This is a genomic window from Deinococcus grandis (genome assembly GCF_001485435.1).
Taxonomy (GTDB): Bacteria; Deinococcota; Deinococci; order Deinococcales; family Deinococcaceae; genus Deinococcus; species Deinococcus grandis.
Genome location: NZ_BCMS01000001.1, coordinates 150406 through 167375, shown reverse-complemented (window position 1 = coordinate 167375; position 16970 = coordinate 150406). Strand labels below are relative to the sequence as shown.

19 protein-coding genes are annotated in these 16970 nt (G+C 72.1%); 9 read left to right on the top strand and 10 right to left on the bottom strand.

Features of this window, described 5'->3' with window-relative positions:
* Nucleotides 1-3 precede the first annotated feature (3 nt).
* Both DEIGR_RS00875 and DEIGR_RS00870 read right to left on the bottom strand, forming a co-directional pair.
* The gene (locus DEIGR_RS00875) at nt 4-1311 is read right to left on the bottom strand and encodes an ammonium transporter (RefSeq protein WP_058974460.1); all 1308 of its coding nucleotides are present in this window, start codon (nt 1309-1311) and stop codon (nt 4-6) included.
* A gap of 24 nt (nt 1312-1335) precedes the next feature.
* Nucleotides 1336-1707: a P-II family nitrogen regulator gene (locus DEIGR_RS00870; protein ID WP_046843662.1), complete on the bottom strand. Its 372-nt coding sequence runs from the start codon at nt 1705-1707 to the stop codon at nt 1336-1338.
* Between the two features lie 470 nt (nt 1708-2177).
* Between DEIGR_RS00870 and DEIGR_RS19525 the strand changes: the two genes are divergently transcribed.
* Nucleotides 2178-2675 carry a winged helix-turn-helix domain-containing protein gene (locus tag DEIGR_RS19525; RefSeq protein ID WP_322787165.1) on the top strand — a complete coding sequence of 166 codons (498 nt, stop codon included), beginning with the start codon at nt 2178-2180 and terminating at the stop codon, nt 2673-2675.
* On the top strand, nt 2657-3238 hold the full coding sequence (locus tag DEIGR_RS00865; protein WP_153013576.1) for an IS630 family transposase: 582 nt from the start codon (nt 2657-2659) through the stop codon (nt 3236-3238). The genes DEIGR_RS19525 and DEIGR_RS00865 overlap by 19 nt, the downstream gene beginning before the upstream one ends.
* Nucleotides 3239-3356: 118 nt before the next feature.
* Here the strand turns inward: DEIGR_RS00865 and DEIGR_RS00860 are convergent, their stop codons facing one another.
* The 4 genes from DEIGR_RS00860 to DEIGR_RS00845 all read right to left on the bottom strand — a co-directional run bounded on the left by DEIGR_RS00860 (nt 3357) and on the right by DEIGR_RS00845 (nt 6352).
* Complete coding sequence (locus tag DEIGR_RS00860) at nt 3357-3914, bottom strand: DUF4126 domain-containing protein (RefSeq protein ID WP_058974456.1); 558 nt, start codon at nt 3912-3914, stop codon at nt 3357-3359.
* A 90-nt stretch (nt 3915-4004) separates the two neighbouring features.
* Nucleotides 4005-5102, bottom strand: coding sequence for a M42 family metallopeptidase (locus DEIGR_RS00855; RefSeq protein ID WP_236704615.1), 1098 nt, complete (start codon nt 5100-5102; stop codon nt 4005-4007).
* Nucleotides 5077-5793 (bottom strand): aminoacyl-tRNA hydrolase, encoded by a 717-nt coding sequence (gene pth, locus DEIGR_RS00850; protein ID WP_083523878.1) that lies wholly within the window; start codon nt 5791-5793, stop codon nt 5077-5079. Before pth ends, DEIGR_RS00855 begins: the two co-directional genes overlap by 26 nt.
* Before the next feature lie 145 nt (nt 5794-5938).
* Entirely contained in the window at nt 5939-6352 is a 414-nt protein-coding gene (locus DEIGR_RS00845) for a hypothetical protein (protein WP_058974454.1), read from the bottom strand.
* A 137-nt stretch (nt 6353-6489) separates the two neighbouring features.
* Here DEIGR_RS00845 and DEIGR_RS00840 point away from each other — a divergent pair, with 137 nt between their 5' ends.
* Complete coding sequence (locus DEIGR_RS00840; protein WP_058974451.1) at nt 6490-7050, top strand: hypothetical protein; 561 nt, start codon at nt 6490-6492, stop codon at nt 7048-7050.
* Between the two features lie 20 nt (nt 7051-7070).
* On the opposite strand, the gene DEIGR_RS00835 is transcribed toward DEIGR_RS00840, so the two are convergent.
* The 4 genes from DEIGR_RS00835 to DEIGR_RS00820 form a co-directional block, all read right to left on the bottom strand.
* Nucleotides 7071-9233, bottom strand: a complete 2163-nt coding sequence (locus DEIGR_RS00835; RefSeq protein WP_058974449.1) for a putative bifunctional diguanylate cyclase/phosphodiesterase — start codon at nt 9231-9233, stop codon at nt 7071-7073.
* A gap of 60 nt (nt 9234-9293) precedes the next feature.
* Entirely contained in the window at nt 9294-9731 is a 438-nt protein-coding gene (locus tag DEIGR_RS00830; RefSeq protein ID WP_058974447.1) for a DoxX family protein, read from the bottom strand.
* Between the two features lie 288 nt (nt 9732-10019).
* The gene (locus DEIGR_RS00825) at nt 10020-10376 is read right to left on the bottom strand and encodes an HU family DNA-binding protein (RefSeq protein WP_046843667.1); all 357 of its coding nucleotides are present in this window, start codon (nt 10374-10376) and stop codon (nt 10020-10022) included.
* Nucleotides 10377-10586: 210 nt separating this feature from the next.
* Nucleotides 10587-11333 (bottom strand): HesA/MoeB/ThiF family protein, encoded by a 747-nt coding sequence (locus DEIGR_RS00820; protein WP_058974445.1) that lies wholly within the window; start codon nt 11331-11333, stop codon nt 10587-10589.
* Nucleotides 11334-11380: 47 nt separating this feature from the next.
* On the opposite strand from DEIGR_RS00820, the gene DEIGR_RS00815 reads away from it, so the two are divergent.
* From DEIGR_RS00815 to DEIGR_RS00790, 6 genes are all read left to right on the top strand, one after another.
* Nucleotides 11381-11980 (top strand): glycerol-3-phosphate acyltransferase, encoded by a 600-nt coding sequence (locus DEIGR_RS00815; RefSeq protein ID WP_058974443.1) that lies wholly within the window; start codon nt 11381-11383, stop codon nt 11978-11980.
* The gene (locus DEIGR_RS00810) at nt 11977-14079 is read left to right on the top strand and encodes a hypothetical protein (RefSeq protein ID WP_058974441.1); all 2103 of its coding nucleotides are present in this window, start codon (nt 11977-11979) and stop codon (nt 14077-14079) included. The genes DEIGR_RS00815 and DEIGR_RS00810 overlap by 4 nt, the downstream gene beginning before the upstream one ends.
* A 174-nt stretch (nt 14080-14253) precedes the next feature.
* Complete coding sequence (locus DEIGR_RS00805) at nt 14254-14820, top strand: UbiX family flavin prenyltransferase (protein ID WP_058974439.1); 567 nt, start codon at nt 14254-14256, stop codon at nt 14818-14820.
* Complete coding sequence (ispD, locus tag DEIGR_RS00800; protein ID WP_058974438.1) at nt 14817-15515, top strand: 2-C-methyl-D-erythritol 4-phosphate cytidylyltransferase; 699 nt, start codon at nt 14817-14819, stop codon at nt 15513-15515. Before DEIGR_RS00805 ends, ispD begins: the two co-directional genes overlap by 4 nt.
* Nucleotides 15512-16357, top strand: coding sequence for a 4-(cytidine 5'-diphospho)-2-C-methyl-D-erythritol kinase (locus tag DEIGR_RS00795; protein WP_058974436.1), 846 nt, complete (start codon nt 15512-15514; stop codon nt 16355-16357). The genes ispD and DEIGR_RS00795 overlap by 4 nt, the downstream gene beginning before the upstream one ends.
* A gap of 161 nt (nt 16358-16518) precedes the next feature.
* On the top strand, nt 16519-16896 hold the full coding sequence (locus DEIGR_RS00790; RefSeq protein ID WP_058974434.1) for a hypothetical protein: 378 nt from the start codon (nt 16519-16521) through the stop codon (nt 16894-16896).
* The last annotated feature ends 74 nt before the right edge of the window (nt 16897-16970 follow it).

Sequence of the window (16970 nt, the reverse complement as noted above, 5' to 3'; positions counted from 1 at the left end):
ACGTCAGTCGCCGCCGACGAAGACGGGGGCACCCAGGCCGGTCTCGCTGTCGGAGTAGCCCTGCTCGCTGTGGGCGCTGACGTCGATCCCGGCGATCTCCTGGCTGACGGGAACGCGCAGCGGCATGACCAGCCCGACCAGTTTCAGCAGGATGAAGGAGCCCAGTCCGGTCCAGAGGACGCTGGCCGCCACGCCGATGATCTGGATGAGCATCTGCTCGCTCCAGGGCTTGCCGCTGCCGGTGGTGAAGGCCAGCGCGCCGGTCAGCAGGGCGCCGACGATCCCGGCGACGCCGTGGCAGGCGAAGACGTCCAGCGCGTCGTCGGCCTTCATGCGGGCCTTGAACTGCACGGCGGCGAAGCTCGCGGCGGCGCCCAGCGCGCCGACCAGCACCGAGGCGAGCGGGGAGACGAAGGCGCAGGCGGGGGTGATGGCGACCAGACCCACGACCAGACCGGTGGCGGCGCCCACGGCGGTGGGTTTGCCGGTGCGGACGCTTTCCAGGCCCAGCCAGGTGAGCATCGCGGCGGCGGGGGCGATCAGGGTGGTCATGAAGGCCAGCGCGGCGGTCTGGTTGGCGGCCAGCGCGCTGCCCGCGTTGAAGCCCATCCAGCCGAACCACAGCAGGCCGGCGCCCAGCAGCACGAAGGGGACGTTGTGGGGCACGTGCGCGGTCTTGGGGAAGCCGATGCGGGCGCCCAGCACGGACGCGGCGACCAGACCGCTGACCCCGGCGGCGATGTGGATGACGGTGCCGCCCGCGAAGTCCAGCGCGCCCAGCTTGAACAGCCAGCCGTCGGCGTTCCAGACCCAGTGGGCCAGCGGGGCGTAGATCAGCAGGCTCCAGAGGCCGCCGAACAGCACGAAGGCCCCGAAGCGCATGCGCTCAATGACCGCGCCGCTGATCAATGCGACGGCGATGATCGCGAACATCGCCTGGAAGGCCGCGAAGATGTAGCTGGGGATGGTGCCGGTCAGCTGCCCCGCCAGACCATTGAAGCCGAAGTTGCTCAGGCCGCTGAAGAAGGCGTTGCCGCCGGGCGCGAACGCGATGGAGTACCCGCCGAGCAGCCACAGCACGCCGACCAGTCCGATGCAGACGACGCTCATCATCATGGTGTTCAGGACGCTCTGGGTGCGGCTCAGGCCGCCGTAGAAGAAGGCGAGGCCGGGGGTCATCAGGAGGACCAGCGCAGAGGCGACGATCATCCAGGCGGTGTCGCCGGTGTCGAGTTTGGGCGCCTCGGTCTGCGCGAGGGCCGCGCCGCCCAGCATCAGGGCCAGCGGGAGGGTCTTGCGGAGGTGGGTCATGGGTGCACTCCTGTGGATTCCGCCTCAGGCGGGGGTGAGGCGGGTCTCGGTGACGGGGGTCAGGGCGGCGTTGTCGCGCTCGCCGGTGCGGATGCGCACGACCTGCTCAAGGGGCTGGACGAAGATCTTGCCGTCGCCGACCTCGCCGGTGCGCGCGCCGAGGCAGATGGCATCGATGGCGGCCTGCACGAAGGGTTCGCTGACGGCCATGCGGACCTCGACCTTGTCGCGGAACTCGACCATGACGCGGGTGCCGCGGTAGTGCTCGACGACTTCCTGCTCGCCGCCGTGCCCGCTGACGCGCCCGAGGGTGATGCCGCTGATGCCCGCCTGGAAGAGGGCTTCCTTGACCTGCTGGACCCGTTCGGGCCTGATGACAGCCGTGACCAGTTTCATGGCGTCTCCTTTTTTCCGCGCAATTTGCAGCGACCGCATCCCTGCATGCCCCCAGCTTAGGAAGATGTGTGCGGAATGTCAAAATTTATTTGAGCATTTGGCTAGGTTTCTCTGAACAAGATGCAGCGAAACCTCATCCCGGCATGCCAGGTGACCCCGCCACCGTGCACGGTGAACCGGAAACCGCGCACAACGTGCACGCCCCCCACAGCGGTTTCCAGTTCCATTGAAGGACCAACGGCACGCCCCTGGGCTCCACTCCAACCGCTGATGTTGACGGCTTCTCGCTCTGCTCGGTTCATACGGATTCCGTTTGTTTCGTTGACAGATCGGAACACCACCGATCTGCCAACTCCACGTCCGGAACCCGTTTCTCTCCTGCTCGCTCCGCTCGGGTTGAAAGATTTTGCAAACCTTTCAGCCGGAGTCCGTATCATACGGACTCCGATTAAAAGGTTTATGATTGTCAGATCAAACAGACACTCCTGACGGCTCCCCTGGCGCATGACGCCGACACTTTCTGGCACCTCTACACGACCAGCACCTGCGCCGTCGAGCGGCGCAGAGCCCAATTCATGGCCCTCCTCGCTGAAGGACGCCCCCTCCCAGAGATTCTCCAAGTGACCCGGTACAGCCGGGTCACCGCCTACGATCTGGTGAACCGCTACCGCGACCGGGGACTTGCCGGGCTGTGTGACGGGCGCCACACGAATCAGGGTGCACCCCGGCTATTGAGCGCTGAGCAACAACAGACCCTGGCGACCCGATTACACGCCGACTTCGAGCAGGACATCGTCTGGTCTGGGAAAGACGTTCAGAACTGGCTTCAGGAGCAGTACGGACTGTCCGTTCACCTCGGGCGCACCTATGAATTCCTTCGAGCGGCTGGCTTTACCCCCCAACGACCCCGCCCCCGGCACGTTGGGGGCGATGAGGCCGCGAAGGAAGCATTCAAATCAAAGTCCTGATCGAGACGCTCCGCCAGGCGGAGCGTCTCTCACCGCGCGTCTCCCTGTGGTGTATGGACGAACATCGGATCGGGCTCAAGCCAATCCGCCGTCCAGTCTGGGCACCAACTGGGCAGCCGTTGACCTGTCCGGTTCAGCCTGGGTACGAGTGGCTCTACGTGTACGCGTTTGCCAATCCGGAGAGCGGCGAGAGCCTGTTTTGGTTGATCCCAGTCGTCAACAAACAGGCGTATGTGGCCGTCATGGCTGCGTTTGCCCGCATGGTCGGCGCCAGCGCCGACCATCGTGTGCTGGTCGTTCAGGATGGGGCCGGTTTCCACGTGCCACCCGATGATGGGCATCCGGAGGGCATTCAGACCGTGACGCTCCCGCCGTATTCGCCGGAATTGCAGCCAGCAGAACGGCTCTGGGCGTTGACGGATGTACCAATCGCGAACCGGGCGTTCGACAGCATTGAAGAGGTGGAATTGGCACTCTCCGAACGCTGCGTGTGGTTGGAAGCTCAACCTGATCTCATCACTCAGCAGACCCTCTTTCACTGGTGGCCTTTATTAGCGAATTAATCGGAATCCGTATCAGAGGCATTGAGCACACCCCTCAACGCCTCTGAACACCGCTGTCACAACGCAGCGGGGAGAGGCCACCCGCTCGCCTCTCCCCTCCCCTGTTCCCTGTCCCGGCCTACGTCAGGCGCCGCACCCGCCGCGCCGACCAGAAGCGGTACACGCCCACCACGATCACCACCAGCAGCAGCGCGGCCAGCAGCGGCGCGAACACCGCCAGCGCACTGAGCAGCAGACTCGTGCCGTCCTCCACGGTGCTCACCACCGGGTTGCCCAAACCGGCCGTCGTCGCCGTCGCGACCGGCCTCACCGCCGTGCGGGTCGCCTGCACGCCCCCCGCCACGATCAGGCCCAGCGCCATGCTCAGCGCCGGGGGCACGTCCGCCACGCCCGCCTGCGAGGCGAACAGCACCGCGCCCGCCGCGGCGTTCACCACGCCACCCGCCACGTGCAGCACGTGATCCACCCCCGGAATCTTGTCCCCCACGAAATCCAGCAGGCCGACCACCGCCACCCCCAGCAGCACCCACGGGTTCGCCAGCAGATCGAACGGCGCGTTCAGCTGAATGACGTCCGCGCGGGACAGCAACCCCACGACCAGCAGCGGGATGAAGGCGTTCAGGCCCGCCGCACCCGACAGACCCAGCGACGACAGCAGACCGGACAGGAGTTCCATACGCCCCCCATTACGACCCGCGCCGCCCCCCGGTTGCCAGGGGGCGGCGTTGGGTGAACCCTGACCCAGCAGGGGGCCAGGATGCCCGGCTCAGCGCAGGTAGGCGACGAGCAGGTCCACCCCGGCGCGCAGGTCGTCCACGTGCACGGCTTCGACGACCGTGTGGATGTAGCGGGTGGGGAGGCTGAGGGTCAGGGTGGGGACGCCCCCCCGGCTGCGCTGGATGGCCGCGCCGTCCGTGCCGCCGAGCGCCAGGACCTCCAGCTGCGCGGGAATGCCGCGCTCCTGCGCCAGGTCCCAGAACTGATCGACCAGGCCCCGGTGCGAGATCATGCTGGAGTCGAACACCTTGATACCGATCCCCTGTCCCAGGGTGGTCACGGCCTCGTCCGGACCGACACCGGGGGTGTCCACCGCCAGGGTCACGTCCAGGCCGATGCCCACGGTGGGCTGCACGCCGTACGCGGCGGTGATCGCGCCGCGCAGGCCGACCTCCTCCTGGGTGCTGAACACGGCGATCAGTTCGTGCCGCAGCTCCTGGCCGCGCAGGGCGCGCAGGGTTTCCAGCAGCAGGAACACGCTGGCGCGGTCGTCCATGGCCTTGCCGCACACCAGCCGCCCGACCTGCCGGGCCGTCTGGTCCAGCGTGACCATGTCCCCGACGCGCACCCGCGCGCGGACCTCGTCGGCACTCAGGCCCAGGTCGATGAAGAACTCCCTGACCTCGGGGATCTTCTTGCGTTCCTCGGGGCTGGCGATATGCACGGGTTTCCCGCCGGGCGTCAGGATGCCCGGCCGCGCCCCGCCACGCGCGTGCACCGTGACGTCCCGTGCGAAGAGGTTGCGGGTGTCGAACCCGCCCAGCGCCTGCACCCGCACGAAGCCCCGGTCGTCGATAAAGCGCACCAGGAAGCCGATCTCGTCCATGTGCGCGCTGATCATCACGCGCTCGGGAACCTCGCCCTTCCTGGGCTTGCGGGGCGCGCGGCGGGCGATGACGTTCCCCATGGCGTCCACGCGCACCTCGTCCACCAGACCGTCCAGTTCGGCCAGCACGAGGGCCCGCACGGCGTCCTCCTGACCGGGCACGCCCGGCAGGTCCGACAGGCGCATCAGGAGATCCAGGCGCAGGTCCGCTGCCGTCGAGGCGGCCGGGGCCGCGTCAGCCTTCTTCTGTTTTTTCGACACGCCCGCCAGTATGCGCCGCGCCCGCCGGGGCGTCCGGAAGGGTTCGCCCAGTCGGGACGGCCTCCCCGGCCGGGGCGGGCTTCGGAGGTTTCGGCGGGGCCGGCGGTTTGGGGCGCAGGTCCGTGCCGTTGAACTGCCCCTGCGCCTCCGCCAGCCCGGACGTGGCCCAGACCTCGGCGGCGTTCGCGCCCAGCCGCACGAGTTCCGCCAGATCGGCCTTCTCCTCCTCGCGCCAGCGGCTCAGGACCCAGTCCGGCACCGCCCAGCCCGCCGGCGGGCGCGAGATCCCGACCTTCACGCGCGCGAAGGCCTCGTGCCCCAGCAGCCGGATGATGTCCCGCACGCCGTTCTGCCCGCCGTGCCGCCCGCCCATCCGCACGCGCAGCAGCCCGAACGGACTGTCCAGGTCGTCCTGCAGCACCAGCAGCGACTCGCCGCCCAGCTTGTAGAACGACATCAGCGGCGCCACCGCCTTCCCGGACGCGTTCATGAACGTCAGGGGCCGCACCAGCAGCACCTTCGCGCCCACCCCCGCTCCCAGACGGACCTCGGCGAGCTCGGCGTCCTTGCCTTCCCTGCGCCAGGACGCCCCGGCGCGGCGGGCCAGTTCGTCCAGCACCAGCCAGCCCACGTTGTGCCGCGTCTGCGCGTACTGCGCGCCCGGATTGCCCAGGCCCACGATGATCTTCATGCAGACTCCGGTGGACTGGGTTGGCCAACCCAGTCCACCCGAGCGGATGCGAGCGGGAACAACACGGGTTCCGGGCGTGGAGTGAGACAACCGGCGTTTTCCCGGTTGGCGAACGGAACAGACGGAATCCGTGACATAACGCGGCTTACGCCTGGATGCCTCCCAGCAGTTCGCGCCACTTCGCTTCCGTCTCGCGCACACGGGCGTCGCCCTTGGCGCGGGCGTACCCGCCGCGGAACTCCGCGAAGCGGGTGTCGGTCTCGGCGAACAGCAGGCCCAGCGCCTGACGCACGTCCGTCAGGTTCCGCTCGGTCAGGGTGGTGTCCTTCGCGTCGAGCACCTCGTCCAGCGTCGCCATCAGGCCCGACAGGGGCCGCAGCCACTGGAACTGCGGGTGGTTCATCACCAGCGAGTACAGCTCGAAGGGGCCCTTCACGGGGCCGTTCATGAACTCGTACTCGCCCTTGGCGACGTCCAGCAGCGCCGAGTGGAAGTGCCGCAGGGCCGGGACCAGCGCCGTGAGTTTCGCGCGGACATCCGCGTCAGAGGAAGCAGTCATACCCGAAAGCGTAGCAAGGCCCCCGCCCGGCCCGCGCGTCCCCTTCCCTTCATCCCGGCCCGGTCATGTTCGCGTGCACCCGCGCCCCCCACGTGCCACGCTGAGGGTCCCCCCAATCCAGCCCACCGGGAGACCCCATGACGGACGACCCGCCCCGCGACCCGCGCGATCCCCAGCCGCCACCCTTCCAGGTCCCGCCCACCCTGACGGTCGCGTTCCACCCGCCGCAGTACGCGCAGATCCTGCCCACCACCGCACTGGCGCGCCTGGACGCCCGGCTGGCGCACCTGCACGCCCGCACGCCCGACGACGCCCTGCACGCCACGCTGCGCGACGCGGCCCGCCTGCTGGGCGCGCACCTGACGTTCCGCGCCGCCGGGCGGAGTGCCCACGGGCACCCCTGGCAGGCCGACGCGGCCCTGATCGGCGTCGGCGTGCGCCGCGCCGCGCACCTGCTGCACCTGCGCGGCGCTGCCCGCCACGACCCGGCCGCGTTCCGCGCCGCCGTGAGCCGCTGGCCCGCCGGGACGCTGCTCGTCGCGCGGCGCGGCGTGATCTGCACGCAGCTGAACCTCGCGTGCGACCTCGACCGCCTGTCCCTGGACGAGGTGCCGTGCGGCGCGGCCCTGTACGCCCACCGCCTGCGGCCCGGCGGGCAGCTGGAAGCGTGGCGCACGCCCGGCTGGCCCGACCCCTGACCCCCGCCCACCGGAGCGGTTCAGTTCAGCAGGGGCTCGCCGTCCCCCGCCGCGCGTTCAGGCAGGTTCAGGGGCAGCGGCCCGTTCAGGTGCGGCGTCCACATGCTCGCCGGGCCCGGGCGGCCCGTCAGGTAGCCCTGCACCGCCCCGCAACCCAGGTCCCGCAGGACCCGCAGCTGCTCCGGGGTCTCCACGCCCTCGACGATCACCGTCAGGTTCAGGCTGCGGCCCAGGCTGATCAGGGCACTCACCACCCGCTGCTCGATAGGCGACTCGGCCACACCCGTGATCAGCGAGCGGTCCAGTTTCAGTTCGTTCAGCGGCAACTGCAGCAGCGTGCTGACCGACGACTGCCCCGTCCCGAAGTCATCCAGGGACAGCTGCACGCCCAGGCCATGCAGCTGCGCCAGCTGCCGCGCGGCCCGCTGGAGGTCCTGCACGCTCAGCCGCTCGGTGATCTCCAGTTTCAGCTGCCCGCCGTCCAGGCCGTGGCGGCGCAGCGTCGCGTGCACCCGCTGCGTGAAGTCCTCCTGCGCGACCTCCAGCGCGGACACGTTCACCGCGATCGGCACGCGCAGTCCCCACTCGGCCGCCTGACGGCACGCCTCGTCCAGCACCCACGCGCCCAGCGGCCCGATCAGCCCGGCCTCCTCCGCCAGCGGAATGAACCGCGCCGGGGACACCAGCCCCAGCTGCGTGTCCGTCCAGCGGACCAGCGCCTCGAAACCCAGCAGCGCGCCCGTCGTGGTGTCCACCTGCGGCTGGTAGTGCAGGTGCAGCCCCCCCGCGTCCAGCGCCGCGCGCAGCCGCGCCTCCAGGTGCAGCTGCCCGTGCACCGCCGCGTCCAGGGACTTCTGGAAGAACTGCACGCCGTTCTTGCCCTCGCGCTTGGCCTGCGTCATCGCCAGGTCCGCCTGCCGCAGCAGGTTCGCCGGGAGGCTGCTGTCCGGCGGGCTGACCGCCACGCCCATGCTGCCGCGCACGTTCACCGGCTGGCCGTCCACGTCGATCGGCTGCGCCAGCGCCGCCTGAAGCCGCCGCGCCACGCCGCCCGCCTCGGGCCGCCCACCCACGTCGGGAATCAGGACCACGAACTCGTCCCCGCCCAGGCGCGCCACGGTGTCCGACGGGCGCACGTCCTCCTGCAGGCGCCGCGCCACCTCGCGCAGCACCGCGTCCCCCACCGCGTGCCCCAGCGTGTCGTTCACGCGGCGGAACCCGTCGAGGTTCAGGTGGATGACCGCCAGCGCCCGCCCGTCCCGCGCCGCGCGGCGCAGTTCCACCTGCAGCCGGTCGAGCAGCAGCGTGCGGTTCGGCAGGCCCGTCAGCGCGTCATGCTGCGAGTCGTGCGCCAGTTGCGCCGCCAGCAGCCGCAGCTGCTCCTCGGTGCGCTTGCGGTCCCGGATGTCGCGGTCCTGCCCCAGGATCAGCTCGCGCCCACCCACCTTGACGACGCTGCTGGCACTCTCGATCGGGAAGACCGTCCCGTCGCGGTGCAGGTGCGAGCCCTCGCCGTGCACCTGCCCCTCCTCGCGGATCCAGGCGAACAGCTCGCCGCCCTCCTCGGCCATCATCGGGTACGGGTGCAGCAGATCGACGGACTGCCCGACCAGTTCGTCCCGGGCGTAACCGTTCATGCGGCAGAACGCCTCGTTGCAGTCCACGATCCGCCACGGCACCTCCGGATCGTGCGGGTCGAGCAGCACCACGCCGTCCGCGGACTGCTCGAACAGCGCCCGGAAGCGGTCCTCGGTCTCCTGCCGCGCGCGGCGTTCCTCCCGTTCCCGCGTGACGTCCACGCCGGTCGCCACCACCAGCGCCACCCGCCCCCGCGCGTCCAGCAGCGCCGTGTTCGACCACAGGATGTACCTCAGCTCACCGCTGCGGGTCTGCCAGTGGTTCTCGTGCCGGTTCGGGTAATCCCCGGCCGTCAGGGACTCGAAGGCCTGCACCACCCCCGCGACCTCATGCTCGGGCAGCACGAACGGCCACAGCACCTGCCCGCGCACCTCCTCGAAACTGAACCCGCTCAGCCGCTCGGCCGCCGGATTGAACCGCACCACGCGCCCCTGCGGGTCCAGCACGACCACCAGCGTGTCGGTGATGCTCAGCACGGCCTCGGCCAGGCCCGCCCCACCGGGCTGGGTGGCGGACGCAATCGCGGCAGTCAGGCGGGTCAACATGCCTCAGCGTACGAGCACGGACCTCACAGAACATTGAATGTTGACCAGCGTGAACGCCCCTTAATCCTCGCGGCGGTCCCCCACCCCGGTCCTCCGCAGCGCCCCCGTGCTCCACAGCGCCCAGGCCACCAGCACCGGCTGGAAGAACAGCCGCGTCAGCCGCTTCTGATCCGTGTCCAGCCCGAACGCACTCTGGCGCGACACGTACTGCGACACGTTCCCCGGGAAGATCAGCACGAAGAACGCCGCCAGCGCCAGCCCCACCGTCCGCCGCCGCCGACCCGACAGCATCGCCAGCCCGAACGCCACCTCCAGCACCCCCGAGCCCAGCACCACCGCGTCCCGGTCCACCGGCAGCCACGTCGGCACCTGCGCCTGGAACTCCTGCCGCTGGAACGTCAGGTGCCCCACGCCCGCCAGGGTCATGAACGCCCCCAGCAGCACGCGCGCGGCCGAACGCGGAAGGGACGTGGAACGCTCAGCAGGGCGGGTCGTCATGCCCCCACCCTACCCGGCGACCCTGGACGGCACGTGACACCCGCCACCGGAAAGCCTTGACCAAACGCGGCCTGACCGAACGCGGCGCGGCCCCCCCACCCGGTAGGCAGAGGGGCCGCGTGACGCACTGGCTTATACGGATTCCGTCTGTTTCGTTGACAACCCGGAACGACACCGGGTCGCCAACTCCACGCCCGGCACCCGTTTCTCTCCTGCTCGCTCTGCTGGGCAGCTCTGCGAGTCCGCTCGGGTTGAACGGCTTTGTAAGCCATTCAACCGGAGTCCGTATTAGAGGGTGCCTTTGAGGGTCGTGGCGACCTTGAAGCGCACCTTCTTCCCGGCGGGGATGGTGATGCGTTCGCTGGTGCCGGGTTTGACGCCGGTGCGCTCGGCGGTGTGGGTGACGCTCAGGGTGCCCAGGCCGGGCAGGCCGACGCTGCTGCCGCCGCGCAGGGCGTCGACGATGCAGTCGATGACGGTCGCGACGGCGTCCCCGGCCTGTTTCTTGTTCAGGGTGGTCTTGTCGGCGACCATGTCGATGATCTGCGTCTTGGCGATCTTCCCGGCCTCGGCTTTCGGGGCGGGTTTCGCCGCGCCTTTCTTGGGGGCGGGTTTCTTCGCGGCGGGTTTGGTGCTCTTGGCCATAGGTGCAACCTCCGGGAGTGGACTGCGAGCGGCACAGGGCGAACGCAATTGAATTGTGGGCTCAGGCGCACAGTAACACAGCTGCGGCGGGCGTCAAGGGGGGCTGGAGGTGCGCCCAGTGGGGGTGCAGCCCACCACGGGCGGCGGGTCGACGTGCCGGGCGGGGCTGCGGGGTCGGCGCGGCGGGCAGAACGCCGCTCTGGATGGCCTTTACAGCGTATCCGCCCGGGCGGGGGCGCGCAGGGTGAGGGTGCGGGCGCGGCCGGTCAGGGCGTCGAAGGTCCACAGGCGGCCACGCAGCGGCTGACCCACGCCGCCCAGGACCTTCAGGGCCTCGAGGGCCATGAGCTGCCCGGTCAGGGCGGGGACGGGGCCCAGCACGCCGGCCTCGTCGCAACTGAGGTCGTCGCCGGGGTCGGGGAACACGTCGCGCAGGCCCGCGTGGGGGCCGAACACGCTGACCATGCCCGTGGTGCCGCTGGCCGCGCCCCAGATCCACTCGCGGCCCTGCGCGGCGCAGGTGTCGGCGATCAAGTAGCGCGTCCCGAAGTTGTCGGTGGCGTCCACGACGAGCGTCACGCCGCGCAGCAGGCCCGGGAGGGTGTCCGGCGTGACGCGCGGCGCGGCGCGCACGTGCACGTGCGGGTTGATGGTCTGGGCGCGGGCGGCGGCCAGTTCCGCCTTGGGTCGGCCCACGTCGGGTGTGGCGTACAGCGTCTGGCGGTGCAGGTTGCTGAGGTCCACCCGGTCGTCGTCCGCGACGGTCAGCGTGCCGATGCCCGCCCCGGCCAGACTGGCGATCACGGGGCTGCCCAGCCCGCCCGCCCCGACCACCAGGACGTGCGCGGCCTTCACGCGTTCCTGCGCCCCGGCGTCCAGCCACTCGGGGACGAGCAGCGCCCGCGAGTAGCGGCGCAGTTCCGGGCGGGTCAGTCCGGGGGGGCGGGGGCCGGTCATGCGGGCAGTGTAGCGGGCACGGAGGCGCACTCTAGAATGCGCGGCGTATGCCCGACCTGTCTGCCCTGCCGCCCGCCCCGACGCTGCTCGTGACGGTCGCGGCCTTCCTGCTGGGGTCGCTGGTCAGCGGCGTGCTGTACTCCCGCGCGCGCGGCGCGGACATCCGTGACCGGGACCTGCCGGGCGGGAGCGGCACGTGGCGGCAGTTCGGGCGCGGCGCGGCGGCGCTGGTCACGGTGGGGGACATCGTCAAGGGAGTGCTGGCGGCGCTGCTGGCCCGCGCGCTCGTCCCGCAGGGCGGCGAGGCGCTGGCGGCGCTGGTGACGGGCGCGGTCGTGGCCGGGCACTGCTACCCCGTCTTCTTCGGCTTCCGGGGGGGCGGGGGGATCGCGCCGCTGCTGGGGGCGCTGCTGGTGTTCACGCCGGGCGTGCTGCTGGCGCTGCTCCTGACCGCCGCCGTGGTGATTCCCACGTACAAGGCCACGCTACAGTCCCGCCTGAAGCTGAACGCGGTGCCGTTCGCGACGGCGGTCGCGGTGCCCGTGGGCCTGCTGGTGGGCGCCCTGACTGGCGGTTTCTGGCCGCTGCTGGCGGGCGGCGCGGTGATGGCCGTGCGGGCCGCGCACCTGCTGCGGGGCGGGGCATGAGGCGCGTCCGGGCGCTGCTGGCGGGCCTGACCCTGACGGCGCTGCTGGGCACCGCCGGGGCGACCACCACCCTGGAGGGCCGCACCCTGCGGCACGAGGGCGCGGGCGGCACGTGGCAGCGGACCCTCCCGGACGCGCTGGGCCCCCTGAGCGGCCCGCTGGAGGTCGGGAACCTGGTGCTGCTGGGCGCCGGGCCCGCCGTGTACGCGCTGGGTGCGGGGGGCGTCGTGACGGGCCGCGCGGACCTGCCGGGCATCGTCAGCAGCCTGGACGCCGGGGGGGACGTCGTGACGGCCAGCACGCTGCTGGGCGGCGTGACCGAACGCTTCACGCTGAACGTGAACCTGAACGCGCAGGGCGGCGGCCTGAGCGTGCAGGAGCGGGTGGCGCTGCCGCCCGACCCGGTCGTGACCGGCTGGCTGGCCAGCGTGGCCGATCAGGTGCCGCCCGCCACCCTGGCGGACGCGGCGCGGCTGGACCCCCTGAATCCGTTCCTGACGCTGCGGCTGGCGCAGGCGCAGGCCGACCCGTACGAGGCGCTCAGCCTGGTGCGCCGCACGCTGGGGGGCACGTTGCCGTTCCCGGCGTGGGTGCAGCTGGCCGCGCGACTGGACGGCGCGGGCTTCCCGTCGGCGGCGGACCTGGCGCTGACGCAGGCGCAGGCGGACGCCTCGGCGCGCGGCGTGGACCCGGAGATCGCCGTGAGCCGCGCGGCGCTGGGCGCGTTCGGGAACCCCAGCGGGTACGTGGGCGCGCTGCTCGCGCAGGGCCGCGTGGACCGCGCCGGGGTGTGGATGACGTACCTGCGGCAGCTGCACCCGCGCTTCGAGGGTGGCGGCGCGCTGTACGAACGCTACGCGCGGACGCTGGACGCGCAGGGCCGCGAGGGTGAGGCCGCCGAGTGGCGGCAGTTCGCGCGGTCCCTGCGGCCCGGCACGCTGTACAACCTGGGCCTGGAGGGCCTGGGCGCCGTGCGGGACGCGGCGCGGCTGGCGAGCCTGGCGCTGGGCCTGAGTCTGCTCGCGGCGCTGCTGACCCTGGCGGTGCGGGCCTTCCCGGCGCAGGCGGACGACACCCGCGACCTGGGGGGCCGCTACCGCTCGTGGCTGCGCCGGCCGCTGGCGCGGGCGCGGCGGGTGTTCGTGGCGTACGCGTCCCCCAGCGAGCGCCTGACGGTGACGCTGCTGGCGCTGGCGCTGCTGGGCACGCTGGGCGGCGTGCAGTGGGCGAACCTGTCCGGCGCGGCGCTGCGCTCGCCGGTCCTGTCGAGCGGCACATACGGCGGCGGGTGGTGGAACGCGCAGCTCGAAACCCTGACGCTGCGGCCCGGCCCGGACGCCGCGCTCCTGACGGCGCTGGGCGCGCAGCTGGACGGCGACGACACCCGCGCCCGCGACCTGTACACCGGCGCGGACGCCTGCATGCGCAACAACCTGGGCGTGATCGCCCGCGCGCGCGGGGACGAACCGCAGGCGCGGGACCTGTTCCGCTCGGCGCTGGCGACGCAGCCGGACCTGATGGCGGCGGCGTTCAACCTGGGCCTGAAGCCCGCGTCGCCCGAGGCGGCGTTCCAGCAGCGGCTGCGGCCGGGGCAGCCGCGGCTGTGCTACCCGGACCAGCGGCGCCTGACGCGCGCCGTGACCGGCGACCTGAGCGTCACGCTGGGCGCGGGGCTGCGCGCGCCGCTGGCGCTGCTGGACCCGTCGGCGGGCGGGTCGGCGCGGCTGGGGCTGGCGCTGCTGGGCGTGTCGGGCCTGGGGGCGCTGCTGCTGCTGTCGCTGCTGCTGCCGCGCACGCCGCTCCCGGCGGCGCGGTCGCGCCCGGCGGGCTTCCGGGTGCTGGGGCTGCTGCTGCCCGGCGCGTCGCTGCTGGATTCCCCGTGGGGCGGGGTGCTGCTGGGCGCGTGGGGGGCGGTGGTGGCGGCGCTGCTGCCGCTGTCGGGACTGGTGGTGTTCGCGAACCTGCCGCTGACGGGCGCACAGGCGGCGCTGCTGGGCGCGCTGGGCGGCACGTACGCGCTGAACACCCTGGCGTTCGTGCTGGCCGAGATCCGGCACGCACGTAGCGCGGGACGCGAGCGGCAGGCCGGGTCGAACTGATACGGACTCGGAGAGCTGCGCAGCAGAGCGAGCAGGAGAGAAACGGGTTCCGGGCGTGGAGTTGGCAACCCGGTGTCCTTCCGGGTTGTGAACGAAACAGACGGAATCCGTATGACGGGCTGAACTGGGTGGCGCGTACCGTCGGGCGTGGGCGGGCCTGTTAGCCTGCCGGGCATGAGGCTGGTGGTGGGGGTGTCGGGCGGCAGCGGCATGCCGTATGCGGAGTCGATCCTGCGGGCGCTGCGGGATCTGGGTGTGGAGTCGCATCTGGTGGTCAGCAGCGGCGCCAAGCGCGTGATGACGGCCGAGGGGTCCGGGCCGCAGCTGGCGGACCTGACGGCGCTGGCGTCTGTCGTGCATGACGACCGGGATCTGGCGGCGGGCGTGGCGAGCGGGTCGTTCCGGACGGACGGGATGCTGGTGGTGCCGTGCAGCGCGGGGACGCTGGCGAAGGTCGCGCAGGGGTTCGCGGACAATCTGGTGGCGCGCGCGGCGCACGTGACGCTGAAGGAGCGGCGGCGGCTGGTGCTGGTGCTGCGTGAGGATCCGCTGCCGCGCCCGATGCTGCTGAACATGCTGGCCGCGCATGACGCGGGGGCGACCGTGATGACGGCCAGCGCGGGGTTCTATCACGCGCCGGGCAGCGTGGACGAGCTGCTGCATTTCGTGACGGCGCGGGTGCTGGATCAGTTCGGGCTGGACGTGCCGGGCTTCCGCCGCTGGCGTGAAGGAGAGGCGTGAGGCCCGGGGGCGTGCGGGTCGCGGCGCTGATCCCGGCAGCGGGGTCCGGCACGCGGCTGGGCCTGGGCCCGAAGGCGTTCGTGGAGGTCGCGGGCCGCAGCCTGCTGGGCCGCAGCGCGGCGGCGCTGGCCCCGCACGTGGACGAGGTGCTGGTGGCGCTCCCGGCGGGGCTGGACCTGCCGGGGGACGTTCCGGCCCGCGCCGTGACGGGCGGCGACACCCGGCAGGCGAGCGTGCTGGCGCTGCTGCGCGCCACGGACGCCGAGGTGGTGCTCGTGCACGACGCGGCGCGGCCCTTCCTGCCGGGCGCGGTGGTGCAGGCGGTGACCACAGCGGCGCGTGAGGTGGGCGCGGCGACGGCGGCGCTGCCGGTGGCGGACACCCTGGTGCGGGCCGGGCCGGGCGGCGACTGCGGCACCCTCTGGGGCACCCTCACGCCGCGCGAGGGGCTGTGGGCGGTGCAGACCCCGCAGGGGTTCCGGCGTGACCTGCTGCTCGCCGCGCACGAGGCGGCGCTGGCCGACGGCTTCGCCGCGACGGACGACGCGGGCCTGATCGCCCGGGCGGGCGGCGCGGTGCGGCTGGTGCCGGGGGACGCGCGGCTGTTCAAGGTGACCACGCCCGGCGACCTGGCCCTGGCGCAGGCGCTGGCCCCGACCTGGGACGGGCAGGTGTGGGATGCTGGGGGGGCATGAGCGACCCTGCTGCCGTCACGTACTTCGCGCCCGCCAAGGTGAACCTGGGTCTCAGCGTCCGGGACCTGCGTTCGGACGGGTACCACGAACTGCACTCGCTGATGGTGCCCCTGAGCGTCGGCGACGACCTGGAGATCGCCCCCGCTGACACGCTGACCCTGCGCGTCGAGGGTGCGGACCTGCCCACCGACGAGGGCAATCTGGTGTTCCGCGCGGCGCGGGCGTACCTGGACGCAGCGGGCGTGCCGGGCGGCGCGGCGATCACGCTGCACAAGCGCCTGCCGCTCGCGTCGGGCCTGGGGGGCGGCAGCAGCGACGCGGCGACCACGCTGATGGCGCTGGCGCGGCTGTACCCGGCGGGCGTGGACCTGCCGGGACTGGCGCTGCGGCTGGGCGCGGACGTGCCGTTCTTCCTGCTGGGCCGCGCGGCGGTCGCCTCGGGCGTGGGCGAGGTCCTGTCCCCCACCCCGGTCCCGCGCGCCGCGCTGGTGCTGCTGAACCCGGGCGTGGAGGTCAGTGCCCGCGACGCCTACGCGTGGCTGGACGCCGAGGAGGCCTTCACGCCCGCCCTGGACCTCGAGGGCATCCTGGCCGCACTGTCCAACGGTCGCCCGGTCCCGTACCTGAACGCCCTGCAGGGGCCGGTGGCGGCGCGGCACGCCCCGATCCGCGAGGCGCTGGCCGCCCTGACGGACGCCGGGCTGCACTCGCCGCTGATGAGCGGGTCCGGGAGCACCTGCTTCGCGCTGGCCCGCGACGACGCGCACGCGCACGACGCCGCGCAGATCCTCGCGGGGCGGCACCCCGGCTGGTGGGCGCAGGCCGCGCAGGTGCTCGGCTGACCCCACCGGCCCGCCCAGGCCAGGGCCGGTGGGTGGCCCTTCAGGTTCCGGGCGGTAAGGGGGCGGTAAGGTGCGGCGGCCTACGCTGCGGCATCCCTGCACGTGACTCCTGCGCTGGCACCTGCCGGTGCGGCCCACGGCCCGGGGAACGGAGCCTGCGCGTGACCCGACATGAATCCCCGACCCTGATCACGAATCCCGCCCTGTTCGTTCCCACCCCGCCGTTCGAGCGGGTCAGTGCGCTGCCGCAGCGGCACACGCTGCCCGGCGCGGAACTGATGGTGTTCCGGTTCTCGAACGGGTACGGCGCCGCCGTGACCCGCCAGCTGTCCCGCCCCGATGAGAGTGCCTTCGAATTCTGCGTGCTGGACTGCATGCAGCCCACGCCGCAGCCGTGCTTCTCGACGACGGTGGCGACGTCGTTCCTGTCGGGCCTGTCGCACGAGGGCACCGAGGGCCTGCTGATGCTCACCGAGCGGCTGGGCCTGCACCCGCGCCGCGTGAAGGCGAACAGCAGCCTGCTCGACGAGGAATTCTGACCGGCACGACCTGAAGAGCTTGAACGGACCGCGCGGTGGGGGCACCCCTACCCCCGCCGCGCGGTTTGGCCCAC